21 protein-coding genes are annotated in these 22583 nt (G+C 43.1%); 12 read left to right on the top strand and 9 right to left on the bottom strand.

Annotation, left to right across the window (positions count from 1 at the left end; translation table 11 throughout):
* The coding region (locus tag FC98_RS14190) for a helix-turn-helix domain-containing protein (protein WP_156637218.1) at window positions 1–106 on the bottom strand (106 nt) is incomplete at its 3' end.
* Between the two features lie 468 nt (window positions 107–574).
* Here FC98_RS14190 and FC98_RS05315 point away from each other — a divergent pair.
* Window positions 575–1957 carry a glutamate--cysteine ligase gene (locus FC98_RS05315; protein WP_008858470.1) on the top strand — a complete coding sequence of 461 codons (1383 nt, stop codon included), beginning with the start codon at window positions 575–577 and terminating at the stop codon, window positions 1955–1957.
* Window positions 1958–1991: 34 nt separating this feature from the next.
* Window positions 1992–3323 carry a glutamate--cysteine ligase gene (locus FC98_RS05310; RefSeq protein WP_008858469.1) on the top strand — a complete coding sequence of 444 codons (1332 nt, stop codon included), beginning with the start codon at window positions 1992–1994 and terminating at the stop codon, window positions 3321–3323.
* Between the two features lie 268 nt (window positions 3324–3591).
* On the opposite strand, the gene FC98_RS05305 is transcribed toward FC98_RS05310, so the two are convergent.
* The 3 genes from FC98_RS05305 to FC98_RS05295 form a co-directional block, all read right to left on the bottom strand.
* Window positions 3592–4026, bottom strand: a complete 435-nt coding sequence (locus FC98_RS05305) for a hypothetical protein (protein ID WP_040472082.1) — start codon at window positions 4024–4026, stop codon at window positions 3592–3594.
* 510 nt (window positions 4027–4536) lie between these two features.
* The gene (locus FC98_RS05300; RefSeq protein WP_008858467.1) at window positions 4537–5283 is read right to left on the bottom strand and encodes a gamma-glutamyl-gamma-aminobutyrate hydrolase family protein; all 747 of its coding nucleotides are present in this window, start codon (window positions 5281–5283) and stop codon (window positions 4537–4539) included.
* 660 nt (window positions 5284–5943) lie between these two features.
* Window positions 5944–7320: a glutamate--cysteine ligase gene (locus FC98_RS05295; RefSeq protein ID WP_056949294.1), complete on the bottom strand. Its 1377-nt coding sequence runs from the start codon at window positions 7318–7320 to the stop codon at window positions 5944–5946.
* Window positions 7321–7490: 170 nt separating this feature from the next.
* Here FC98_RS05295 and FC98_RS05290 point away from each other — a divergent pair, with 170 nt between their 5' ends.
* Together FC98_RS05290 and FC98_RS05285 are read left to right on the top strand one after the other, a co-directional pair.
* Window positions 7491–9248, top strand: coding sequence for an ABC transporter ATP-binding protein (locus tag FC98_RS05290; RefSeq protein WP_054656012.1), 1758 nt, complete (start codon window positions 7491–7493; stop codon window positions 9246–9248).
* Complete coding sequence (locus FC98_RS05285; protein ID WP_056949293.1) at window positions 9241–11034, top strand: ABC transporter ATP-binding protein; 1794 nt, start codon at window positions 9241–9243, stop codon at window positions 11032–11034. The genes FC98_RS05290 and FC98_RS05285 overlap by 8 nt, the downstream gene beginning before the upstream one ends.
* 438 nt (window positions 11035–11472) lie before the next feature.
* Here FC98_RS05285 and FC98_RS05280 read toward each other — a convergent pair whose 3' ends face one another.
* The 3 genes from FC98_RS05280 to FC98_RS05270 form a co-directional block, all read right to left on the bottom strand.
* Window positions 11473–11904: an Hsp20/alpha crystallin family protein gene (locus FC98_RS05280; RefSeq protein WP_008858292.1), complete on the bottom strand. Its 432-nt coding sequence runs from the start codon at window positions 11902–11904 to the stop codon at window positions 11473–11475.
* Window positions 11905–11995: 91 nt separating this feature from the next.
* On the bottom strand, window positions 11996–12430 hold the full coding sequence (locus FC98_RS05275; protein ID WP_040471999.1) for an Hsp20/alpha crystallin family protein: 435 nt from the start codon (window positions 12428–12430) through the stop codon (window positions 11996–11998).
* Between the two features lie 182 nt (window positions 12431–12612).
* Window positions 12613–13311, bottom strand: a complete 699-nt coding sequence (locus tag FC98_RS05270; RefSeq protein ID WP_008858290.1) for a hypothetical protein — start codon at window positions 13309–13311, stop codon at window positions 12613–12615.
* Between the two features lie 201 nt (window positions 13312–13512).
* Here FC98_RS05270 and FC98_RS05265 point away from each other — a divergent pair, with 201 nt between their 5' ends.
* A complete protein-coding gene (locus tag FC98_RS05265; RefSeq protein ID WP_054656010.1) occupies window positions 13513–14205 on the top strand; it encodes a matrixin family metalloprotease in 693 nt (230 codons plus the stop codon).
* 1 nt (window position 14206) lies between these two features.
* Here FC98_RS05265 and FC98_RS05260 read toward each other — a convergent pair whose 3' ends face one another.
* Window positions 14207–14911: a VIT1/CCC1 transporter family protein gene (locus FC98_RS05260; RefSeq protein ID WP_056949292.1), complete on the bottom strand. Its 705-nt coding sequence runs from the start codon at window positions 14909–14911 to the stop codon at window positions 14207–14209.
* A 103-nt stretch (window positions 14912–15014) separates the two neighbouring features.
* Entirely contained in the window at window positions 15015–15695 is a 681-nt protein-coding gene (locus FC98_RS05255) for a VIT1/CCC1 transporter family protein (RefSeq protein WP_040471998.1), read from the bottom strand.
* 98 nt (window positions 15696–15793) lie between these two features.
* Between FC98_RS05255 and FC98_RS05250 the strand changes: the two genes are divergently transcribed.
* The 7 genes from FC98_RS05250 to FC98_RS05220 all read left to right on the top strand — a co-directional run bounded on the left by FC98_RS05250 (window position 15794) and on the right by FC98_RS05220 (window position 22574).
* Window positions 15794–16552: an NADPH-dependent oxidoreductase gene (locus FC98_RS05250; RefSeq protein ID WP_054656004.1), complete on the top strand. Its 759-nt coding sequence runs from the start codon at window positions 15794–15796 to the stop codon at window positions 16550–16552.
* Window positions 16553–17272: 720 nt separating this feature from the next.
* Window positions 17273–17935, top strand: coding sequence for an amino acid ABC transporter permease (locus FC98_RS05245; protein ID WP_008858283.1), 663 nt, complete (start codon window positions 17273–17275; stop codon window positions 17933–17935).
* Window positions 17916–18605, top strand: a complete 690-nt coding sequence (locus tag FC98_RS05240; RefSeq protein WP_056949291.1) for an amino acid ABC transporter permease — start codon at window positions 17916–17918, stop codon at window positions 18603–18605. The genes FC98_RS05245 and FC98_RS05240 overlap by 20 nt, the downstream gene beginning before the upstream one ends.
* Window positions 18598–19338 (top strand): amino acid ABC transporter ATP-binding protein, encoded by a 741-nt coding sequence (locus FC98_RS05235; RefSeq protein ID WP_008858281.1) that lies wholly within the window; start codon window positions 18598–18600, stop codon window positions 19336–19338. The genes FC98_RS05240 and FC98_RS05235 overlap by 8 nt, the downstream gene beginning before the upstream one ends.
* Before the next feature lie 391 nt (window positions 19339–19729).
* On the top strand, window positions 19730–20587 hold the full coding sequence (locus FC98_RS05230; protein ID WP_008858279.1) for a transporter substrate-binding domain-containing protein: 858 nt from the start codon (window positions 19730–19732) through the stop codon (window positions 20585–20587).
* Between the two features lie 634 nt (window positions 20588–21221).
* Window positions 21222–22409, top strand: coding sequence for a serine hydrolase domain-containing protein (locus FC98_RS05225; RefSeq protein WP_056949290.1), 1188 nt, complete (start codon window positions 21222–21224; stop codon window positions 22407–22409).
* 21 nt (window positions 22410–22430) lie between these two features.
* Window positions 22431–22574, top strand: a complete 144-nt coding sequence (locus FC98_RS05220; protein WP_040471334.1) for a teichoic acid D-Ala incorporation-associated protein DltX — start codon at window positions 22431–22433, stop codon at window positions 22572–22574.
* The last annotated feature ends 9 nt before the right edge of the window (window positions 22575–22583 follow it).

Below are 22583 nucleotides of genomic sequence, written 5' to 3'. Positions count from 1 at the left end.
TTAACATTTGGTTCCAGACAAACCGATTATAGCCAAAGTTCTGTTTAATTTTGAGCTGTTGGTCCTGATTTGGATAGATTCTTAACTTCACCCCGGCCAAAACCATTTGGATCCCCCCTGATACTCAGATTCGATAATCATATTATATCATGGCATTAACAATATTTGGGAAGTAAAGACGGCCAAACTAGGAGAAATTCCGCACGATCATCACGGATTCATTTTTCGAAAACTAACCGACAGTCCCGGTACATTAAAATACCGAGCTTTCTCAACATCGTTGTAATAAGTTTTTACATGTTGCACAAGCTAAGACGGCTGCGTCAGCCAAAGATCTACGCGTAAGCACCGCTAACAAAAATTCCCAAAACCAGGATTTTCGTTAGTGGAGACTCACACTCCGATCCCTAACCGCTTTGTTCCGCTCACTTTACTAGGACAGCTGCACAAAGTAGAAGCTTGCACCTAAGCAATCTTACCCAAAAATCCAAAACCAGGATTTTCGGGCAAGACTGCTTAGGCTCCAGCTTCTAACCGCTTTGTTCCGCTCACTTTACTTTAAGGAGGGATGTCTATGTTTGACGAAATCGGCCAGACCATATTTAATAATGAAATTGTTGCCAGTGCGAGTGATTTTAACATGGGAATTGAGGTTGAAACCATTCGAGTGAATTCAGCCGGGCAGCTTACCAAGGAACCCTACCCTAAACTATTGGGCAATCAACGCAAAAATCACTTCATCAAAACCGACGTCTATCAGGTTCAAAGCGAAGTCATTACACCGACGGCTAGAAAGTCGTTTGATGCGATGCACTACTTGATGGCACTTAATGATACCTTAAGAAATGCCCTGGAACCGAACGAACTGCTTTGGCCGCTGAGCATGCCACCTGTGCTGCCGCAGGATAAAAGTACCATCCCGATTGCCAACGTCGATCCCAAGCAAAGGGCTTACTATGAAAAGTGGATTAAAACCCGCAGTGATACGCAGGGACTACCTGTGGGCGTTCATTTGAACGTTAGTATTAATGATGACGTGTTAAAGACGGTATGGCAATCGCAGCGTGACCAGTACAAATCATACGCAGAATTTGTGAATTATATTTACATTAAGCTTGCACAGGGTTTCAGTTATTACCGTTGGTTGATTACATATCTATTTGGGAATAGTCCTTTTGCTGAGAACAACTACTTTAAACCTGATGAGGATCAACCTAGCCACGAGGTGCGCAGTATTCGCTCGTCCCACTATGGTTTGACATCTGACGTTTCTCACAACTATCGGTCAGTTCGTGAATACGTCGATAATATTGAACAAAACATTCAGGCGGGTAAGCTATTTAGTGAAGCTGAGTACCATACCAGTGTCCGGTTGAAATCAATGAGCGGTGATCTAACGAAGATGGTTAAGGATGGTACTGATTATATCGAGCTACGAATGCTCGATTTGGACCCTACCACGGCACTAGGTGTCCGGACTTCGGCGGTTCGCTTCTTTAGAATCTTGCTGAGTTACTTTATGATGACACCGATGATAACGACTCCGGATAAGATTAACTTGAAATTGGATCAAGGGCGGGCGATGAATGAAGTCGTTGCTATGGAAAGCCCAACTCAGCAGACCATTTATCATCATGAAGCCCAGAACTTTCTTGATCAGCTACAACTATTTGGCGCGACGATTCAATGGGGACCAGAATACCAAGAAATCTTGGATACGATGCAGGATCGTCTGGATAACCCGCGGTTGACGCCAGCCGCAACGTTGATGGATCATGAAATTGATGGTTCACTGATGTCTTATGGGTTGTCGATGGCGAATCGGTATCAAAACCGGGCGCATGAAAATCCTAACCCATTTACCGGCTTCCAAGAACAGCCAGATATGGATGCTGATGAATTGCGTCAACGGTTGTTTGGCGTGATGGGTAAGCCGGATAATTACCAGAAAAAGTAGGCTTGCTGGTGTTTGATAATTAGGTGGCGATCTTATGAAAACATCTCAATCAAATAGTAAAATTTCAGATTTAATCAATGTGAAGGTGGGCTTAGAAGTTGAAACCCATCGAATTAATAAGGACGGGGAACTGAGCCATAATGATTATCCCCATGGGCTGTTAGATGAAAAGAAACATCATTTCATTAAAAACGATTTCTTAGAGACCCAGTCCGAGCTCATCACCCCGCCAACAACAACTACGGCTAAAACGTTGAAATATTTGGGAGCTTATCACCAAGCGCTGCGTGGTTCATTAGCGAGTAATGAGTATTTATGGCCTTACAGCATGCCACCCAAGTTACGTGCCGATCATTCAGACATTGTGATTGCGAAGACCAATCATGACAATTATGAGTACCGCAAGCGGGTGGCGCAAATTCGAAAAATTGAACGAACTGCTGAAACTGGCATCCATATTAATGTGGGGCTGACTGATAAGGCACTTGCTGACCTTGGAATTATCGATAACCAGGCAGCAACTGACCAGGTGTACTTGCAAGCGGCCGTTGGTTTTATGCGCTATCGCTGGCTGCTCACCTACCTATTTGGTGCGACGCCACAAGCCTTTAGTAATTATTTTGCCAAGGATACCCAGACGCCAAATCAGCCAGTGCGGTCATTGCGGAATTCTCACTTTGGGTTTGGTAATGGTTTCTTAGCAAGTTACCAGAGCGTTGGCGATTACGTTGACCAAATTGTGAAAGCAACTGCGGCCGGCACGTTAATCGCTGAACGGGAATATTATGGTAGTGTTCGCTTGAAACGAAGCACTAACATTAAGGATTTGCTCACTCAAGGGATTTCCTACATTGAATTTCGCACGTTTGATTTGAATCCATTTGAGCCATACGGAATTTCGGCGGCAACTGTTAATTTGATTCGGTTGATGTTCGCGTACTTTGTGGCTGAACGACCATTTGATTTGGCAACGGCGGATGATCAGATTGCGACTGCTGAGAAAATGAACGAAGAAGTTGCGTTGGAATCGCCGCAGGATCGTACGCAGTATCATGATGAGGCCTGGCAGTTTATTGATCAGTTAGAACGGTTTAGTGCCGACATTCTCGTGCCGTTTTCTGCCCAACATCTCTGCTTCACCCTAAAGGAACAAATTGATAGCCCAACCTTAACGCCCAGCGCCCGTATGACTAATTGGACCCATTCAGCGGCGAATGAGTTGTTCAAGTTACTGGTAACTTTCGCCAAGGGGTATCAAGATGATTTAGTTCACAACCCGACAATTGGCTTTGAAAATTTAAATCCAGCAGAACAGAAAGCCATTTTGGAGAAGCTGCGGCAGGGGATGAATGTGGAGATTGAGTAGCGGATAATGGTTAATGTGATTATTAAGAATGATCAACGTTAGTGCAACTGTTTTAAACACAACACGGCATATTTTTAAATAGGTCGGGTGTTGTTTGAGAAATAGGTATAATTAATCGTGAATTGAAAAAGCATCACAAAACCAGTGCGAAAGGTGCTGGTTTTGCGATGCTTATTTGGCTAATTGTCCAATGTCAAAGCCTTTAGTTAGGTTTAAAATGCTTAATTTTAACTAAGAACTACTAATGTTACTTTAGTACAAATTCTGTTTACTTCAAAAAGTAATTTGCATCATTCAATGGTAAAGCCACATGATCACGAACGAAAACTTCGGCATAGTGTGACTTTGCCATGTAACGTTGCAGCAAAGATGTGTTGTACTTACCGGCGATCTTGACTTTTTTCACTTTGAAGTCACCAATTGAGAAAGCCTTAGGACCAATTCGGTACCAACCTTGCTTTAACTTAGCAACTCGTAAATTAGAACCTGCGAAGTCTGAATGAGAAGCGTTGGAGCCGTAACTAATTGAATGAGTTGTCATTTTAACGTAAGTGCGGTTACTACGTTTAACTGATGACAAGTTTTGATACCAAGCGCCACGCATCTTTGATGGAACCGTTGCGCTGGCGTGAGTCGTGATTGGCAGCATAGCCAATGCCATGGTTGCGGTTGAAGCAATTGTGATGATTTTTGTCTTGTTCATAATTAACCCCCAGAAATTGTTAAGCGACATATCATGTATCAGTTATCTTGTTATTACTTTGTGAATATATCATAAGTGAAGTTCGAGCACAATTGTTTTTTGGTAAGTAAGGGTGGTTGCCTGATTGGCAAGGAGGTTAATGATGATCAAATAATTGACTAAAACGCTGGATTAATAAGGCCTAACCACCATTGCCAACCAGCAAAAAGAGGCCTTTCCCAGTTATTGTGTAATAACTTAAAAAAGTAGGATTCATTTCGAGGTTTCTGGTTTTCGGTTTGCGATATGTATGAAGTAATGGTAATTGCGAGATCTATTGATGTAGTTGCACCTGTTCCAGCTTACTATAGGAGAGCATATTCACAAGCTCAGTAGATGGATCGACTGCTGTGCTAGTTGGATTTTGCGAGATATTGTTTTATTAGATGCCAAAAGGCCGACCCAGAAAAGAATAATGGGTCGACCTTTAATATGATAATTGATTAGTGACAATCTCCGTGATCAGAGCAACTACTGGTTAACACGTGTTTTTTCTGCAACGCGCTTACTGCGGGCAACAAAGTCTCTAAATAACTTTTTGGAGTCTTCGTAGTGCTTATAGATGTTCTCGGGATGCCATTGAACCGCCAGAATTTGATCATTATCAATGGATTCAACGCTTTCGATTACCTGGTCGTCTGCCCTAGCGGTAACTTTCAGGTACGGCGCAACGTCTTTAACGGCCTGATGGTGACGGGAATTAACGTAAGGGCGGGGACCGATGATGTCGTTCAAGCGACTATTTGGATCAACGGTGATGTGGTGTGATGGCATATTGCCGGGAGCTTCTTGAGAATGCTTCAAGGTTGCGTGCAAGTCTTGAGATAAATCCTGGTATAAGGTCCCCCCAAGACCAACATTGATAAGCTGCATTCCTCGACAAATCCCGAAGATTGCCTTACCAGCAGTTACCGATTGCTTAAGTAGTTCGATTTCAAATAAATCGCGCTTGAGGTAGGTCATCCCCAACTTTTGAAATGGCTCTTCCCCGTAAAATGTGGGATCAACGTCCGCGCCACCTAAGAAGCAGACGCCGTCAAAAAGAGTCATATAGTCACGAACATCTTCCGGATTGACACTTGGAAAGATGACGGGGACGCCACCGGACTTCACGATTGCTTCAATCGCAGGCCTTGGTGCAAACGCCGCGTTGCGTTCGTTAATAACGTTGGTTGCCTCGGCAAGCGTGTCGGCAGGTAGTGCAATTCTTGGACGCAAATAAATCCCTCCTAAAAGTAAGTGAGCGGAGTCAGGCGTTTAGAAACTGGAATATAAGTCTCCTTGGTCAGAAATCCCTGGTTTGGGGATTTTTGACCAAGGTGCTTATATGGAAGTTTCTGCCTGACGTAGCTGTCCTAAAAATAAAGTGAGCGGAGCAGAGCGGTTAACAATCGGAGTGTAAGTCTCCTCTACCAAAAATCCCCGGTTCTGGGATTTTTGGTAGAGGTGCTTACGCGCAGATTGTTGCTCTGCGGAGCTGTCCTAGTAAAGTGAGCGGAACAAAGCGTTTAGAAACTGGAATATAAGTCTCCTCAACCAGAAATCCCTGATTTTGGGATTTTTGATTGAGCTGCTTACACGCAGATCCTTGCTTTGTACAGGCTCTTTCCATGATTCAGCGATTATTGATGTTTCATTCAAGCAACAATTGTTTGCTTTTCAAAGCACGGTCAAGAATATATCAAACTGATTGTTCTTTTTACTACTTTGTAAATCAAGACATCGCTAATTTATGGAAAGAGCCTTTGTACAGCTGTCCTAACCAACAAGTACCCCTCATGTTCAAATAATGTACCCTTCAAAACTATTTCAATGAGTATACGCCAATATAATGAAAAATAGGTGAATTTTGCTTTCATCTTTTAAGACGGACTGAGGTTAGTTCCGCTGCTTATCCTGGTCAGGTTCCCAACTTCCTTTGAACAATTCATGCTTCAGCTCATCAGCGGATAACCGCGTCTTGTTTTCAAATCCTTTAAACGGTCTGATTGACTGTAACGCTGATTCTTGATATCGTTTAGCTCGACGTAATGCGTAATTTGTTAAGGAGCCATTTTCTACATGAGTCATTAATTTCGCACTTGGGGTGGTCAGGGGATTCTCAATGCGGTCTTCTAAGTCATCCAATTCTTCTTGGTATTCTGGGCCCAGTTGAATTTTGTTAGCGTACATTTCAAGACTTTGTAAAAATGCTCTGGCACCCGCCTGATACTTTGAGGGTGCAGTTGGCTGTTCTTCCGAGACCTCTTCATTCATCTCATCGGCCCTCGCAATTACTCGGTTGACGTCTTCTGGATGTAATCCGGGGGACATAATGAAGTAACTGGCTAATAATCGGAAGAATCGGAGTGTATTAGTCCTGATCCCCACCGAACTACTTGGATCGAGGTCAAGCATTCTTAGTTCCAAGTAATTAACCCCAGTTTTAGGTAACTCCTTGAGATTGGTATTGCCCTTGAATCGAACGGCACCGTGAAATTCATAGTCCGAAATAAGCTTGCCTGCTTTGACGCCGTTCTCAATTTGGTTAACGTAGTGCTGAACGTTCGTATAATCGCCAGTGAACTTGTTACCAAAACCGTGGGAGCTTTGGCGAATGCTTCTGATTGGGTGGGTTGGGCCTTCACCTTCTTCAAAGTAATTTGCTTCGGCAATCGGACTGGCGCCAAATAAATATGTAATGACCCAACGATATCGTAAGAAGCCCTGGGCGATCTTGGTATAAAGGTAGTTCTGTAATTCAATGTGTGAGGAAAAGCGATCTGCCATATTATCAGCGACTAGGTTAAAGACGTGGGGATCAATACTTAAATTGACGTGAGCGCCAGAAGGAGTCCCCTCGGAAAAGCCATGGCGATTCAACCATTCTTTTAAATAGGCTTCTTTTTTTGGTCCCATTTTAGCCAGGGGAATCTTACTTTTATCTTTTGGTAGTCGGGGTGGCATGGATAATGGCCAGAGCAACTCACCAGGAGAAAGCGCGGTCCGCAGCGCTGTGTTGATGCTGTAGAGATAGTGCATGGCATCTAGCGCGTGGGCAGCCGGTGGTGTCACGACTTCAGACATGGTTTCCAAAAAATCGTTGGTAATCCACGGGTTGGTCTGCTCATCACCGGCCGCGGCAGGGTAGGGTTCCTGACTAAGATTTCCCATCTCGTCGACCCGCTGCATTTCGATTTCTAATCCCATTGTAAAGTCGGAGGTTTTCGCGACGGCTTCATTATCAAATATAAGTTGTCCAATTTCGCTGAACATTTTAATTACCTCCATTGGCTGATTATGAGAATTTCATGATAATTGATGTCAAAATAGTAACACTATAATGACACTATAGCAATGGCAATCGTGTTAACATACTGTTAACTTACCCAATATATGCTAGAATTGTATTATTTCATTAATTTCTAATTTTAAGAGGTGGAAGCATGAGTATTTTCATTAAGTTAGGCTGGTACTTCAAGCAGGAATGGAAAATTTACCTGGTTGGCCTATTTGGCCTGCTGTTAACAGCACTTGTCGGCATCGTGCCGCCACGCATTATCGGGGTGTTAGTCGATACAATCCATCGGGGTCAGTTATCGGCTTCTAACCTGTGGATTTTGCTGGCAGTTTTAACGGTTGCGGCAGTTACCCAGTACGGTGCCCGTTATATGTGGCGAACCGCGATTTGGGGGGAAGCGGCTAAGCTCGAAAAGGTATTGAGAAATCGTCTGTTCCGTCATTATACCGAAATGGATTTGGAATTCTTCCAGAAATACCGAACCGGTGACCTGATGGCCCATGCCACAAACGATTTGTCAGCAATTCAACGAGTTGCTGGCGGGGGGATTCTACAATTTGCTGATTCAATGATTACGGGTGGGACAACCCTGATCGCAATGATCACGCTGATTGATTGGCGGCTAACGTTAATTGCAATTATCCCGTTTCCATTATTAGCGGTGATGGCAAGGTACCTTGGAACCAAAATCCATGTTGCCTTCCGAGATTCGCAGGCGGCGTTTTCTCGGCTTAACAATAAGGCTGAAGAAAGTATTACCGGCATTAAGGTCATTAAGGGCCTCGGTCAGCAGCAGGAAGATATGGCTGATTTCAACAATCAAGTTGCAACGACGATTAACATTAATCGCCGGGTTAACCGGCTGGATTCGTTGTTTGATCCGATGACAACGATGATCATTGCTTTGTCCTACGTTGTGACGATTGTTTATGGTGGTTATTTAGTAACCAATGGTTCAATTACAATCGGATCGTTAGTTTCTTTTGTTTCCTATTTAGCCATGATGGTTTGGCCGATGTTTGCCGTTGGGATGCTATTTAACACCTTGGAACGAGGTAATGCCAGCTACGACCGGGTCATGGACCTATTGAATCAAAAAAGTGCCGTGATTGATGATTCAGATGGCGTTGACCAAGCACCACGTGGTGAGATTGATTATGATGTTAAGGCGTTTTCTTACCCTGACGACCAACGTCCTGCATTGCAAAATATTGCTTTCAAGGTGCCTGCTGGCCACACCGTTGGTCTAGTGGGCAAGGTTGGTTCCGGTAAAAGTACAATTTTACGGCTGATTTTACGTCAGTTTGATAACTATGAGGGGTCAATTAAATTTGGTGGCATTGATATTAAGCATTACAAGCTAGATGCGTTAATGCCGGCAATCGGCTACGTTCCTCAGGATACGTTTTTATTTTCCGACACAATTCGGGAGAATATCCGGTTTGCTAGGCCGGATGCAAGTCAACAACAGGTTGAACAAGCTGCCAAGAAGAGTGATTTATACGACCAAATTCAAGGAATGCCAGCTGGTTACGATACGGCGGTCGGTGAAGAAGGAATCTCTATGTCCGGTGGTCAACGCCAGCGACTAGCGATTGCTAGAGCGCTGTTAATTAATCCAGAACTATTGATTTTAGATGATGCGTTATCGGCAGTTGATGCCGAAACGGAAACCCAAATTTTAGATAATCTCCATGCAGAGCGTCAAAACAAGACGACTATCATTTCTGCCCACCGATTGAGCTCAGTGATGGGCGCCGACGAGATCTTGGTGATTGATGGCGGTCAAATTGTTGAACGGGGAACACACTCAGAATTAATGGCCCGCGGTGGTTGGTACCGTGAGATGTTTGAACGGCAAGAACTCGAAACAAAGGTGAAGGGAGGCAAAGCGAATGGATAATTCAAAGCACGAATCAGCATGGTCAAAAAGCATTCCGTTTGGTGAGCAGATGCGAATTATTGGCAGACTGTTTCGCTACGCCGCCCCTTATAAGTGGTACTTTTACTTTTCAGTCGGATTTTCGATTGCCGTTGCGGTTATCAATATTTTCCTACCGAGAATTATTCAAGTTTATATGGATAGTCACTTAGTAGTTGGGCATACTGACTTTGCCGTGATGTGGTTTTTTGCTGGGTTATATTTATTTGGCATGATTGTTAAGGCGATTATGCAGTTTGTGCAGTCCTATCTGTATGAAATGGGCGCTGAATATATGCTGGAACATACCCGACGCAGACTATTTTCGAAATTGCACACCTTAGGGATGAGGTACTTTGACCAAACGCCAAGTGGCTCAATCTTATCCAGGTTAACGAATGATACTATGGCATTCGCAAACTTCTGGGCGTTATTTAATAGCTTGGTTGTAACGGTTTCCGCGATGGTTTCCTCATTTATTGCAATGTACGTGGTTGATATTAAGATCTCACTGTGGCTGCTTGTTTTTATGCCATTTTTATTTGTGATGGTTTGGTACTACCAGCGATATAGTACCCGGGTGTACCGCCGAATGCGGGAACGCTTGAGTGTCCTAAATGCCAAACTGGCCGAGGGGATCACCGGAATTAGCGTGATTCAACAGTTCCGCCAAGAGAAACGAATTAATCAAGAATTTAATGGGACCAATGACCAATACTACAACACCAGAAAGGCAATGATTCGAATTAACTCGTTGCTACTGAACCCAATGATTAACCTCTTTTACGCGTTAGGAACGGTTCTCGTTTTAGGGATGTTTGGTGTTCGTGGGTTGCATAGTTACGTAGCCGCTGGTGTCATCTATGCGTTCATTACTTATTTGAATAACTTCTACAACCCAATGTCTGAAATGATGGATCGGCTAAGCGATTTCCAAGATGGGGTGGTTGCTGGTTCGCGAGTTTTTAGAATTATGGATGATGATACGTTAGAACCTCAACAACATCCGGTTGATGGAGCCGAAATCACTCGAGGTAAAATCGAATTTTGGCACGTAACTTTTTCTTACGACGGTAAAAATCCGGTGCTGCATGATGTTTCGTTTGTGGCAGAACCGGGTCAGACGGTTGCTTTGGTTGGCGAAACTGGCAGCGGGAAGACGTCGATTATCAATGTGATGATGCGATTCTATGAGTTTGGGGAAGGCCAGATTCTAATTGATGACCGGAATATTCGCGATTATTCAATCTCAGAACTGCGCAAGAAAATGGGGTTGGTATTACAAGAGCCGTTCATGTTTTATGGGACGGTGGCTTCAAATATTCGAATGTTTAATGAAGAAATTAGTGATCAAGCGGTTAGAGCAGCAGCGCGATTTGTGCAAGCTGACCAGTTTATTGAAACGCTACCGGATAAGTACGATGCCAGAGTAATTGAAAGAGGCGCCAGCTATTCGAGTGGTCAACGCCAGCTGATTTCGTTTGCTAGAACGTTAGTAACGGATCCCAAAATTTTGATTCTTGATGAAGCAACCGCAAACATTGATACCGAAACGGAACAGGTCATTCAAACTGGATTGGCCAAGCTTCAACAAGGCAGAACGACAATTGCAATTGCCCACCGGTTATCGACAATCCAAAATGCTGATCTGATTTTGGTGCTAGATGCAGGTAAAATTGTTGAGCGTGGAACTAACGATGAGTTAATGCAGAAACGTGGATATTATTACGATATGATTAGATTGCAGAATTCGGCGCACCTGGATTAAGTGAGCGGAGCAAAACGGTTAGAAGCCGAAACATAAGTCGCCCCTAGCAGAAATCCCTGGTTTTTGGGGATTTTTGCTAGGGGTGCTTATGTGTAGGCTTCTGTTTTGCGGAGCGGTCCTACTCTATATGAGAGTGGGGCAATCATTAAATAGGGGAGAGGCAGTTAGATACGCTCTTAGATATCTAGCATCTGCTTCTCGGAGCATCATTCCACAATGCTGCTTGGCGTTTACGTTCCAGCTCCTGCTTTGCAAAGCGGCCCTAATCTATGCAACAAGAGCAATCTAGTTACACCGTCCAAAAAACAGTTTATCAGGTCAATCCCAAGTCACACAGAATAAATTGTCCTAAACATAACGGATAAACAAAAAAAGCAAACCAAATCGGCAACTTGTCGAAATGGTTTGCTTTTTAAATCTTAGATTATGGTAACCCAATTATTGAATCTCAATTTGGCTATTGTGATCTTGAACTTCAGCGGCCTTTGGTAATGTGACTGTCAAGACACCGTTGACAACTTCAGCTGAGATGTTATCACGGTCAACACCTGGTAATTCATAGGTTCGAGACATAACGCCATGACTGCGTTCACTTGCAATAACCCGGCCGTTTTCATCCTTCTTTTCAGATGATTGAGCTTGGTCAATGTTCAATGCCAAATTGTCGTTTTGATATACCAAGTGAATATTCTTCTTATCAATCCCTGGGACATCAACTTTCAAGGTGTAATCCTTATCGTTCTCGGTAATATCGGTCTTCAATGCACTTTGATCCATATAATCACGATCATCAGTTGGGTTGAAGAAACGACGAGCCATTTGATCAAAGAACGGATCCATATTGAAACGATTCATTAATTCATTTGCCATAATACCAATCTCCCTTGTTGCATGATTTAACAAGCGTCAAAGGTGGTGAAGCGCGGATCGACCACGTTCCCCCAAAGCGTTCTTTTAGTGATTACTGAATTTCAATGTTGCCATTGTTATCATTACTTTCGGCAAGCTTTGGTAACGTCACACTCAAAACACCATCGTTAATCTGGGCTGAAATATGATCCTTATCAACGCCAGGTAATTGATAACTTCGAGACATAACACCGTGACTACGTTCACTTGCAATAACACGGCCCTTTTCATCTTTTTGTTCATTTGATTGCTCTTGGCTAATATTAAGGGATAAGACACCATCTTGGTATGCTAATCGGATATTGTTCTTATCGATTCCTGGAACATCAACTTTGAGTGAATAGTCTTTGTCGCTTTCTTTAATATCAGTTTTAAGGTTTCCGAAGTTGGCGTAGTCCTTGTCGAGATCATTCGAATTGAAGAAACGATGAGTCATTCGATCAAAGAATGGATCCAAATCGAAACGGTTCATTAAATCATTTGCCATAATACCAATCTCCTTAGTTATCGAAATTAATATTTTCAAGGTATTGAAAGGGTAACTTCTGACTGCCACTGCCCTTTCTTTACCTTTCATCTTCTATAATAATCACTGTTCAAAAAAATACCAGCATTTAGCACTCTGAAGCGAAGAGTGCTAAATGCTGGCGCTTTATCGTCAAAATTACCTCAGCCAAATGCCTTTACTATCTGCTTAATATAGCTGTTTATACCAGTTGTAATGTATTGTTGTCGTTGCTTTTGAATTGCTGGATCGGTTGCTGGGTCCTTAACATTTTGGCCGGCTGCTTTGGCTTTTTGATATTGAGCTTCGACATTTTGATCGTATTGTTTTTTTAATGCTTTTTCTAAAGTTGGCCGGGTGAATTTAGTTGCCAGTGACTTTGCTGGGCTCTTCTTAGTTCGGTAGAACGTGTAATTTTTACCCTTATTACTTGGCAGGCGGCTATTACCGTATTTGGCAACCTTCACCTGATACTTATTGGTGCTAAGTTTACGGAGATTAAATTGATAATTTGTTTTAGTCAATTTATTCTTGTTAGTAAGTTGTTTATAATTTGCAGTGAAGGTACGTTTATCCTTACTAATTGAGTTACCAATCGGTAGGCCAGTTGTGAGCTTAGGCGTCTTAAAATCACCCATGACCATGATTGTTTGTACTCCGCGGTTGGTTTTGAGATTACGCCAATGAAAGGCCAACCCGATCTTGGAGTTGTAAAAATAGCCGCTTGGACCACTCACTTCAGAGCTGGCAAACGTATTAGCGGCCTGAACAGTGGTTGTTGGCGTGCTACTAATTAATGCCAACCCACCCGCAACGACAGTAGTTGCAAGCGCCGCTGTGATTAACTTAAACTTCTTATGCATAAATAATTCCCCTTTTCTGCTGCCGGCCTCGAATTGATTCTGATATCACTGAACCAAGTCATTACTAAAACTAACAACAAGTTATAACTTCACTATACAATAGTTTAATTAAGGGGCGCAAATGAATTGTCTGAGAAACTTGATTAAAGATAGACCAACTCGTTTTAAATGTAAAACTACCGACTAAGGAGGGGAGTCTCGGTGAAGCACTTTAATCACGATAGTCAAATTAGGGGTAGGCGGTTAGTAAGCTGGTTAGTAGCTACATTCGCGTTTCTGGGTTTGTTTGGAAGCCTAACCATCAACCTAGTGCCGGCTACGATTTATCAATCGTCGGCTCCAATTGAAACTCCTGATACTGATCCTAAACCTATGTACAGTCCAAGCAAGGACTATCACTGGCCGACAAAACAAATTCCATATAAAATCAAAAAGACAACTTCGCGCCACTACGTTAAGGTATGGCAAAAAGCTGTCCAGGCTTGGAACAATGTCGGCGTTGTTAGTTTGGTTGCGACTAATGAAACGGCTCGTGCTGAAATCGTACTTGGCACTAGAACGAACTACCGGGATGAACCTGATGGCTGGGATGCTGAACCCGGTGTGGTAATGGGTTATACGGTTCAGCGAGTTCAAACTGGTAATGGTCCGCCGCTGTTTGCTGACCATAATGAAAGTTATTTAATAACTGGGGCAATGACTCGAATGAAATACACCTCCATTAACCAACAGGCAAGCGTCGCCATGCATGAATTAGGACATGATCTTGGGCTTAATCACAGCCAAAACAATCATTCGATTATGCAAGCGGCAGCCCCTACCCTATATAGCAGTATTCCGCAAGTGGACGCGAATCATTTGGCTCAATTATACGCAGGGGTCCCGAAAAAATAGCTTAAGCTTGAAGTAACAATCCAAGTGAATAGTGAATGATCATCGTAATAATGCCCACAATGACGTTTCGAATGATGGCCGTTTTAACAAGGCCATTTCCCAGGCGGGCACTGAGGTAGCCGGTTAACGCAACCGAAAGACAAACTGCTAAAATAGTTGCTGGCCATTGATAGGCAACTGGAGACAGGGTCATCGCAACCAGTGGGAAAATGCCACCAGCCGAAGCTGAAAATAAGGATGAGAAGGCTGCGTTCCAAGGATTCATATAGTGGCCGAGTTGAAGGTCGTACTTAATACTGACAATGGTTTCCAGTGGTTTCTTATTCATGAGATCTTTGGCGATCTTTTCAGCGGTTTCTTTGGTAACACCTTCATCGACGTAATGGTCTGATACAACTTGTAGTTCTTGTTCATAATCGGTTTTTAGTAGGGCCTTCTCGGTCTCGACAACGGATTGTTCAGTATCCTTTTGGGTGCTGACAGAAGCATATTCGCCTGACGCCATTGAAAAGGCGCATGCTAATAAGTCTGAAAGTCCGGCGATAAAGATGGTAAATTGATTCGTTGTTGCAACGGCAACACTGAATAAAACACCGACAACCGTCAAAATACCATCGTTAGACCCTAATACACCAGCTCGCAATGTGTTGAGCTTTTCATCCATTGTTTGGGTGGCCTTTTTCTTTTTTGCGTGAATACTAAGCATGGATAATTCCTCCAGTCTTTGCTTCTTTGAGCATGCTTTGATCAATAAGTAACGATTAATAAGTGATGATGTATATAAGAAAAATCAACTCCACCGATGTTGCCTAACTGCCAATCAAAGTACCGATCACAAACGTGACGATCATCGTTAACGTACCGGAAATGACGTTTCGGACAATTCCGTGGCGCGTATTGGCATTCCCTAATTTAGCAGCCGTGTATCCCGTAATGGCAAGGGCGATTAACACGGCAATGAAGGTTGCCTGAATCCGAATGGGTTTTGGAAACAGGGTAATTGCCAGCAACGGTAAAATTGACCCAGTTGGAAACGAAATCATGGAGGCAAGTGCAGCAGAAAGGGGATTGGTGTACTCGCCTACGGTAAACCCGTATTTTTGGCGGACGGTCGTTTTGATGGGATCCTTTGCCATCATTTCCTTGGTGGCTTGCTGAGCGAGGTCAGTTGAAATACCATCGGTAACCAATTTGTCCTTAACTGTGTTAAACTCATTGTCATATGAGTCTGCTAAGGCTTGCTTTTGGGTCGTAATGGCGTTTCGTTCAGAATCCTTTTGGGTGTTGACCGATACGAATTCGCCCATTGCCATTGAGACGGTACCAGCTAGCATGCCGGAAATTCCGGAGATAAAAATTGCAAAATTATTACTGGTTGCCGCAGCAACACCAAGGACAATCCCGGCGACTGAAACGATACCATCATTTGCGCCCATAACAGAAGCCCGCATCACGTTAATTTTTTGAGATAATGACCGTTTTTTTGACATCATCGCACCTGCTCTCTAGTTTGTGATGATTATTATCTGATATGAATTATTGTAAACCTAAAATGACAAAAAGTAAATTTCAAATATTGATTTAGGAGATGTCCCGTTTGAATAACGTAATTTTAGACCAACTGTTTAACCACACTAGTATCCGTCATTTTCAAAATAAGGCATTAACCGCGGACCAAGTAACGACATTAGTTGAAGCTGCGCAACATGCGTCAACCAGTACGTTTTCCCAACAATATTCAATTGTGAGTGTTACTGATCCAGCTGTTAAGCAGCAGCTGGCAGAAATCACTGGTCATCATTGGCTGGTTAATAGTGGTCATTACTTTGTCATGGTTGCCGATCAGTACCGAAATCTGCAAATTGCCCAAGCCAATAATGCCGACCCCTATATTTTGCACACAACGGATAAGTTTTTAGCTAGCGTTTTTGACGTGGCAGTTGCGACCCAAACGATCCTGATTGCTGCTGAAAGTATGGGCTTAGGTGGGACGATCATGGGAAGCATTTTGAACGATTCTAAACGGGTTATTGAATTACTCGATTTACCAGAATTGACGTTCCCACTATTGGGGCTGGCAATTGGCTACCCAGCGGATAAGCCAGAAATCAAACCACGGATGCCACAACCGGCAATGCATTTTGATGGTAGTTACAAACTGCCAGCTGATTTTAACGCCCAATTGGCTGATTATAACCAAACCGTTTCAGACTATTACGGGAGCCGAAGTTCAAACGGTCGGGATGAATCGTTTAGCCATCACATTGTTGCTGAACTTGGACGAGGCCACGACGTTAGAAAGGAATTGCTGCAGACAATTAGGGATCAGGGATTTTTAGTTAATTAAATTTGATTTTTGGGCTTGGAATTTATAAATAGGATTGCTGCACAAAGCAAAACTCTGCGCATAAGCACCACCGGCAAAAATTCCAGAACCGGGAATTGTATCTTGGCAACATTGCGGAAACGTGCTACACCAAGCAGAAAGCTGCACCTAAGCTAGGCCGTTCAAAAATCCAAGCCCGGGATTTCTGGACGGCCTAACTTAGGCGCCACTTTCTAACCGCTTGGTTCCGCACTCTAGCGCTTTTTTCCGCTCACTTGTTCTTAGGGCAGCTACGCAAAGCAGAAGCTTGCACCTAAGCCATCTTGGTCAAAAATCCAAAACCAGGATTTCCGCCCAAGATGACTTAGGCTCCAGCTTCTAAGCGCTTTTTTCCGCTCACTTTTTGGTTGACTTTTTCACTTAGAAACCTTACATTAGGAGTTAACCGATTGACGGTTTTTAATAACTTGACGTTGAAGAGAAGAGTACGCCGTTGCCGCTTAATTAGCGATCACCGATAGTGAAAGGGTGAATGCAGGATGGCTGAAAGTGCGCTTGGAGTCGAGGTTATTTAAATTATTAAACATGCAACATCTAATGAGGTACTTAGAATTTCTGAGTATAAAAAAGGGTGGAACCACGGTAAAACGTCCCTGCTAGGTTGGCTATGGCTAATTTAGCAGGGACGTTTTTTTTGACCGTCAATTCGAGTAACTTAAAATGATGAGGAGATGATGATGGATGAACAGCTGGGCAATTATCCAGCAAAGTTTGCCGATGTTTGAAAAAGGGTTCGTGCTGACGTTATGGTTATCGTTTATTGGGATTATTGGTTCGATTATTGTTGGTCTCATTTGTAGTTTATTGCAATACTTCAAAATTCCAATTCTTCATCAAATTGCGACGGTCTACGTTGAAATTTCTCGGAATACGCCGTTGCTAATTCAACTTTTCTTCTTGTATTATGCGTTTCCGGTGATTGGAATTAAGTTTGGGGCTCAGCTTTGCGGTATTATTGGCTTAATCTTCCTGGGTGGCAGTTACATGGCAGAAGGGTTTACAGGCGGATTTAACGGCGTGTCTAAAGGACAATTAGAGTCTGGCAAGGCAATTGGGCTTAGCCAATGGCAATTAGCACGATACGTTGTTTTCCCCCAGGGATTTTCGTTAAGTGTACCGGCGATGGCTGCTAACATCATCTTTTTAATTAAGGAAACGTCGATTTTCACGGTTATTGCAATTCCAGAACTAACTAATACGGCCCTTGACCTGATTGGGATGTATTACCGTTCAAACGAGTATTTGTTTGTATTAGTTGTGGCTTACGCGATTATCTTGATCCCGTTATCAATTATTTTGACATTATTAGAAAAGAGGGTTCGCTATGGCTCATTCGGGAATTAATGTTTTATTTGAAGGAACCAATTTTACGCGTTTGCTTGGCGGCCTCTGGGTAACGGTTAAAATTGCCGCGGTCGCGTTGATTTTAGGCTTGATCTTAGGAATTGTTTTAGGCGTCTTGCGGACCTTTAAGAGTAGGTTGCTGCGATTGGTGCTTCGGCTTTATTTGGAGTTCTTCCGGATCGTGCCAACGGTTGTACTGTTGTTTCTGTTTTACTACATCCTACCAAAGCAGATGAACTTTAATTTACCGGCTGATCAATTGGCAACGCTCGTGTTTGCCTTGTGGGTCGGCGCGGAAATGAGTGATATTGTGCGTGGGGCGTTAATTTCGGTCCCCAAACACCAGCGTGAATCTGGTTTGGCGATTGGCTTGAACCGGTACCAACTTTATCGTTACGTCCTCATTCCCCAAGCAATTACGCTGGAAATTCCGGCTACAATTAATTTGGCAACCCGGGTTATCAAAACAACGTCACTGTTAATGCTGATTTCAGTGATGGACGTCATTAACATTGGTCAACAAATTATTGAAGCGAATAATCACACGCACCCAACTGGTGTTTTCTGGGTGTATGGCTTGATCTTTCTGTTTTACTTTTTGATTGACTACCCACTTTCATGGTGGGCAAAACGACTAGAGAAGAGGAGGCTAGCGAGGGCCAATGGCTGATAAAATTTTACAGGTAGCTCATTTAGAAAAATATTATCAAAAGCGCCATGTTTTATACGACATTAATTTTTCGGTTGATAAGGGTGAAGTTGTGACGTTACTTGGACCGTCTGGATCCGGAAAAAGTACCTTGATCCGCTGCCTTAATGGGTTGGAACCTTATCAAAATGGAACGATCACTTTTGAAGAGGAAACAGTAACGCCAACCGAAAAGAATTGGCAACAAATTCGTCAAAAAATTGGCATGGTGTTTCAAAGTTATGATCTGTTTCCTAACCTAACCGTGATTGATAACATTCTGTTAGGACCAACAAAGGTTCAAAAACAATCTAAGGACGCCGCTCGGGCAGAGGCAGTTAAATTGCTTAAACGAGTTGGCTTGGAAGACTACGCGGATTCCTATCCACGAATGCTGTCGGGTGGGCAAAAGCAGCGAATTGCGATTGTCCGGGCCCTAGCTTTACATCCAGATTTTATGCTATTTGATGAAGTGACCGCATCACTTGATCCCGAGATGGTTCGCGGGGTTCTTAATATTATTAAGGATTTGGCCAATACGGATAACATGACAATGATTGTGGTTACTCACGAAATGAATTTTGCACAGGAAATTGCTGACCGGGTGCTATTTTTGGAAAATGGTAAAATTTTGGAACAGACGCCATCGAAGCAGTTCTTTGAAAAGCCACAAACCGATCGGGCTCAGGAATTTCTGGATAGTATGGATTTTTGAGGACAGCTGCGCAAAGCAACAACCTGCACGTAAGCACCAGCGAGAAAAATTCCAGGACCGGGAATTCCCCTCACTGGAGACTTACGCTCCGGTTGTTAACCGCTCTGCTCCGCTCACTTATTTTGAGGACAGCTGCGCAGAGCAGAAACTTCCACATAAGCACCTCGGACAGAAATTCCCACAAACCAGGGATTTCTGTCCGAGGAGACTTATATTCCAGTTTCTAGGCGCTCTGCTCCGCTCACTTATTATTAGGACAGCTGCGTCAGGCAGAAACCTGCGTGTAAGCACCTTCGAGAAAAATTCCAAGCCCAGGAATTTCTCTCGAAGGAGACTTACACTCCGGTTTCTAAGCGCCTGACTCCGCTCACTTTCAATTGGAGGTATTATTATGAAAAAACGATCATTAACGAGATTAATTGCTATTATGAGTGTTTTTGCGACACTATTGCTGGTACTTGCTGGCTGTGGCAACAGTTCAAAGAAGTCAAGTTCAAGTAACAGTAATAACCCAAGTTCAGTTAAGCAAATTAAGAAGAATGGCACGATTCGAATTGCTGTGTTCGGCGACCTACCGCCCTATGGTTGGGTTAACCAAGATGGTAAACGAGTGGGCTATGATGTTACCTTGGCTCACAAAGTAGCGAAGGACTTGGGCGTTAAAGTTAAATTCGTACAGGTTAACGCTAACAACCGAGTTGATGCATTGAATTCCAACAAAGTTGATTTGGTACTCGCGAACTTTACGGTAACGCCTCAACGTAAACAGGTGATTGATTTTGCTAAGCCGTATATGAAAGTTTCTGTTGGGGTGGTTTCGCCTAAGAGCAAACCAATTACAAAGGCAAGCCAGCTTAAGGGAAAGAACGTCATTGTAACGAAGGGAACCACGGCGGAAACCTACTTTACAACTAAACAGCCGGACGTTAATCTTTTGAAGTTTGATTCCAAGACCCAGCAGTTTAACGCATTGAAGAATGGCCGAGGAGTTGCGTTAGCTGACGATAATTCTTACCTATACGCATGGTCAAAGAGCAATCCTAAATACACAGTTGGTATTAAGAGTATTGGGCCGAAATCCTATATTTCACCAGCTGTAAAGAAGGGAAACAAGTCACTGCTTGACTGGACGAATAAGGAAATTACCAAGTTAACGAAGCAGGGATTCTTTGTAAAAGATTATAATTCACAGCTGAAACCGTACTTTGGATCCGAGGTAAAGCCGGCGGATATTGTGTTACCAAAGTAAGTGTGCGGAGAAAAGCGGTTAGCTGCGGTAATATAAGGGCCCTCCCTCTAAAATCCTGGTTTTGGGGATTTTAGAGGGAGGGCCCTTATATTGTTAGCAGCTGCTTTTCGGAGCACCATTCCACTAGGTAATGGCGGAAATTTAGTTAAAAGTAGCCTCTTATATTTCCAGACAAGCACCTGCTTCTCACCACTACTCATCAGGCTACCTAGAATAATTGTCAAAGTAAATTATAAGATTAGCATTCTTCTAAAGATGTTTACGTGGAAGTTCCTGTTTTGTAAACGGTCTCCAATCTACTTCCCAACTAATTTCAAACTAAACAACCAATTTCAATCCCTAAAGAGCTAAAAGTCAGCGTAACCATTGCTTCTAGCTCTTTTTACTTACCCAAGATTCGACCTATTATTCCCCCATTACAATTTATTCCTATCTCATTAATCGAACGATAGCCGAATATGCAATATCTTATAAAGAAAGTCCAAAGAAGTTAAAGCTTTTTGTAAACGGTTAATTAAAAAGTCAAATCCCTTGTGATTTATTGACTACACGTCATAATAAAAACGATCAATGTTACCGAAATGTGACAATGATATCAAATTGTAATCTATTGATAAGATGGAGGTGAAAATTCATGCACCGAGGACGGATTTATGTATACATATTCTTAACACTTCTGGTTGTTGGTACCGTTGGTGGCCTTTCCTATTGGCGATATCAAAAGCATGAAGCCCAGGTAACCCGGACACAGCAGAAAGTTAAATCTGTCAAGAAGGTGCGGAGCAAAGATAAGCAGCAAGCATCACAGGACACCACCAACGGGTTTACAACGAAACACTTAAGCCAATCCCAACGAGTGACTAATTACTTGAAAAGAAATCACTTTGTTGGCAGTGCCCTGTTAGTGAAAGGGGGACGAATTATTTATCGAAAGGGGTTTGGATACGCTGACTATGCGAAACGTCAGGTTAACCGCCCCAATTCGGAATACCAAATTTTATCGATTCAAAAGTCGTTAACTGCTGTGTGCGTAATGAAGCTGATAACGGAAGGCCGGCTGTCGTTAAATACTAAGCTGGCTAAATTTTACCCGGCAATTCGTAATGCCAAGCGGATTACGATTCGTAATTTGCTGGATATGAATTCCGGGTTATCACTGAGCTCTGGCGGGGCAAGTGAACCGTTGCGTGAAAAATCGGTTGTGAACTTTGCGGCGAAGAATCTTGCAAGTCGATCCTCAGAGCTTGGTCAATGGAGTTACCAGCCAGTCAACTACGTCTTACTTGCTGGCATTATTTCCAAGCTCACTCATGAGACTTATCGGCATAATTTCTACCAGGCTTTTGTTTATCCATTTGATCTTCAACGAACTGGGTTCGTTCAAAAGTGGCCAACCAGTTTGGACAAAACCGTTGGCTATCGCTATCAAGTCGTGGCTCAAACTAAGCAGAATTATAAAAAACTGTTTAAAGAAAAGCGATCAGAAATGCAAAATGAACTTGGAACGGGTCAGGTTTATATGAGCCCACTGGATCTGTTTAAAGCAGAGCGAGAAATCCTTCGGGGGAAGGTTATTTCTAAACGGGCGGTTGCCGTTCTTCATGCCCCTGGAAGTTCCTCAACCTATGGTGGTGGGGTATATAACCAGGCTAATGGGATTCGGTCTCATGGGGTTGGTTATGGCTATGAAGCCTCAATTTTAATGACCCGAAACGGTAATACCGGTGTGGTCTTGATGACGAACAATTATCGACCGGCGGCGCCAGTTCAGAACCCAGCGGTCAGATTATTTACAGATTTGGTGAGTGACAAGCTTGCTTGAATGCGGATAGGGGATGATCGAATGGCTTTTAAAAAATGGCTTGAGAAGCCAGCTGTCAGGTTCTTAGTAACCACATTAGTGTACTTTGCAATTATGATGGTCCTGTTTTACTTATACGATTATAGCGGGATTAATCAAGCTAAATTTATTTACAATGAGTTCTGAGAGGGTGAC

Source organism: Lentilactobacillus kisonensis DSM 19906 = JCM 15041 (genome assembly GCF_001434135.1).
Classification (GTDB): Bacteria; Bacillota; Bacilli; order Lactobacillales; family Lactobacillaceae; genus Lentilactobacillus; species Lentilactobacillus kisonensis.
Note: the sequence above shows the minus strand (reverse complement) of the source record. Positions and strands in the feature narration are given on the sequence as shown.

Coding starts and splice junctions, on each gene's coding strand:
- FC98_RS05230 (WP_008858279.1), top strand. CDS start 19,730: ATGAAAAAACGATCATTAACGAGATTAATTGCTATTATGAGTGTTTTT.
- FC98_RS05310 (WP_008858469.1), top strand. CDS start 1,992: ATGAAAACATCTCAATCAAATAGTAAAATTTCAGATTTAATCAATGTG.
- FC98_RS05270 (WP_008858290.1), bottom strand. CDS start 13,311: ATGCATAAGAAGTTTAAGTTAATCACAGCGGCGCTTGCAACTACTGTC.
- FC98_RS05285 (WP_056949293.1), top strand. CDS start 9,241: ATGGATAATTCAAAGCACGAATCAGCATGGTCAAAAAGCATTCCGTTT.
- FC98_RS05245 (WP_008858283.1), top strand. CDS start 17,273: ATGAACAGCTGGGCAATTATCCAGCAAAGTTTGCCGATGTTTGAAAAA.
- FC98_RS05250 (WP_054656004.1), top strand. CDS start 15,794: ATGTCCCGTTTGAATAACGTAATTTTAGACCAACTGTTTAACCACACT.
- FC98_RS05305 (WP_040472082.1), bottom strand. CDS start 4,026: ATGAACAAGACAAAAATCATCACAATTGCTTCAACCGCAACCATGGCA.
- FC98_RS05260 (WP_056949292.1), bottom strand. CDS start 14,911: ATGCTTAGTATTCACGCAAAAAAGAAAAAGGCCACCCAAACAATGGAT.
- FC98_RS05240 (WP_056949291.1), top strand. CDS start 17,916: ATGGCTCATTCGGGAATTAATGTTTTATTTGAAGGAACCAATTTTACG.
- FC98_RS05220 (WP_040471334.1), top strand. CDS start 22,431: ATGGCTTTTAAAAAATGGCTTGAGAAGCCAGCTGTCAGGTTCTTAGTA.
- FC98_RS05255 (WP_040471998.1), bottom strand. CDS start 15,695: ATGTCAAAAAAACGGTCATTATCTCAAAAAATTAACGTGATGCGGGCT.
- FC98_RS05235 (WP_008858281.1), top strand. CDS start 18,598: ATGGCTGATAAAATTTTACAGGTAGCTCATTTAGAAAAATATTATCAA.
- FC98_RS05275 (WP_040471999.1), bottom strand. CDS start 12,430: ATGGCAAATGATTTAATGAACCGTTTCGATTTGGATCCATTCTTTGAT.
- FC98_RS05280 (WP_008858292.1), bottom strand. CDS start 11,904: ATGGCAAATGAATTAATGAATCGTTTCAATATGGATCCGTTCTTTGAT.
- FC98_RS05315 (WP_008858470.1), top strand. CDS start 575: ATGTTTGACGAAATCGGCCAGACCATATTTAATAATGAAATTGTTGCC.
- FC98_RS05225 (WP_056949290.1), top strand. CDS start 21,222: ATGCACCGAGGACGGATTTATGTATACATATTCTTAACACTTCTGGTT.
- FC98_RS05290 (WP_054656012.1), top strand. CDS start 7,491: ATGAGTATTTTCATTAAGTTAGGCTGGTACTTCAAGCAGGAATGGAAA.
- FC98_RS05295 (WP_056949294.1), bottom strand. CDS start 7,320: ATGTTCAGCGAAATTGGACAACTTATATTTGATAATGAAGCCGTCGCG.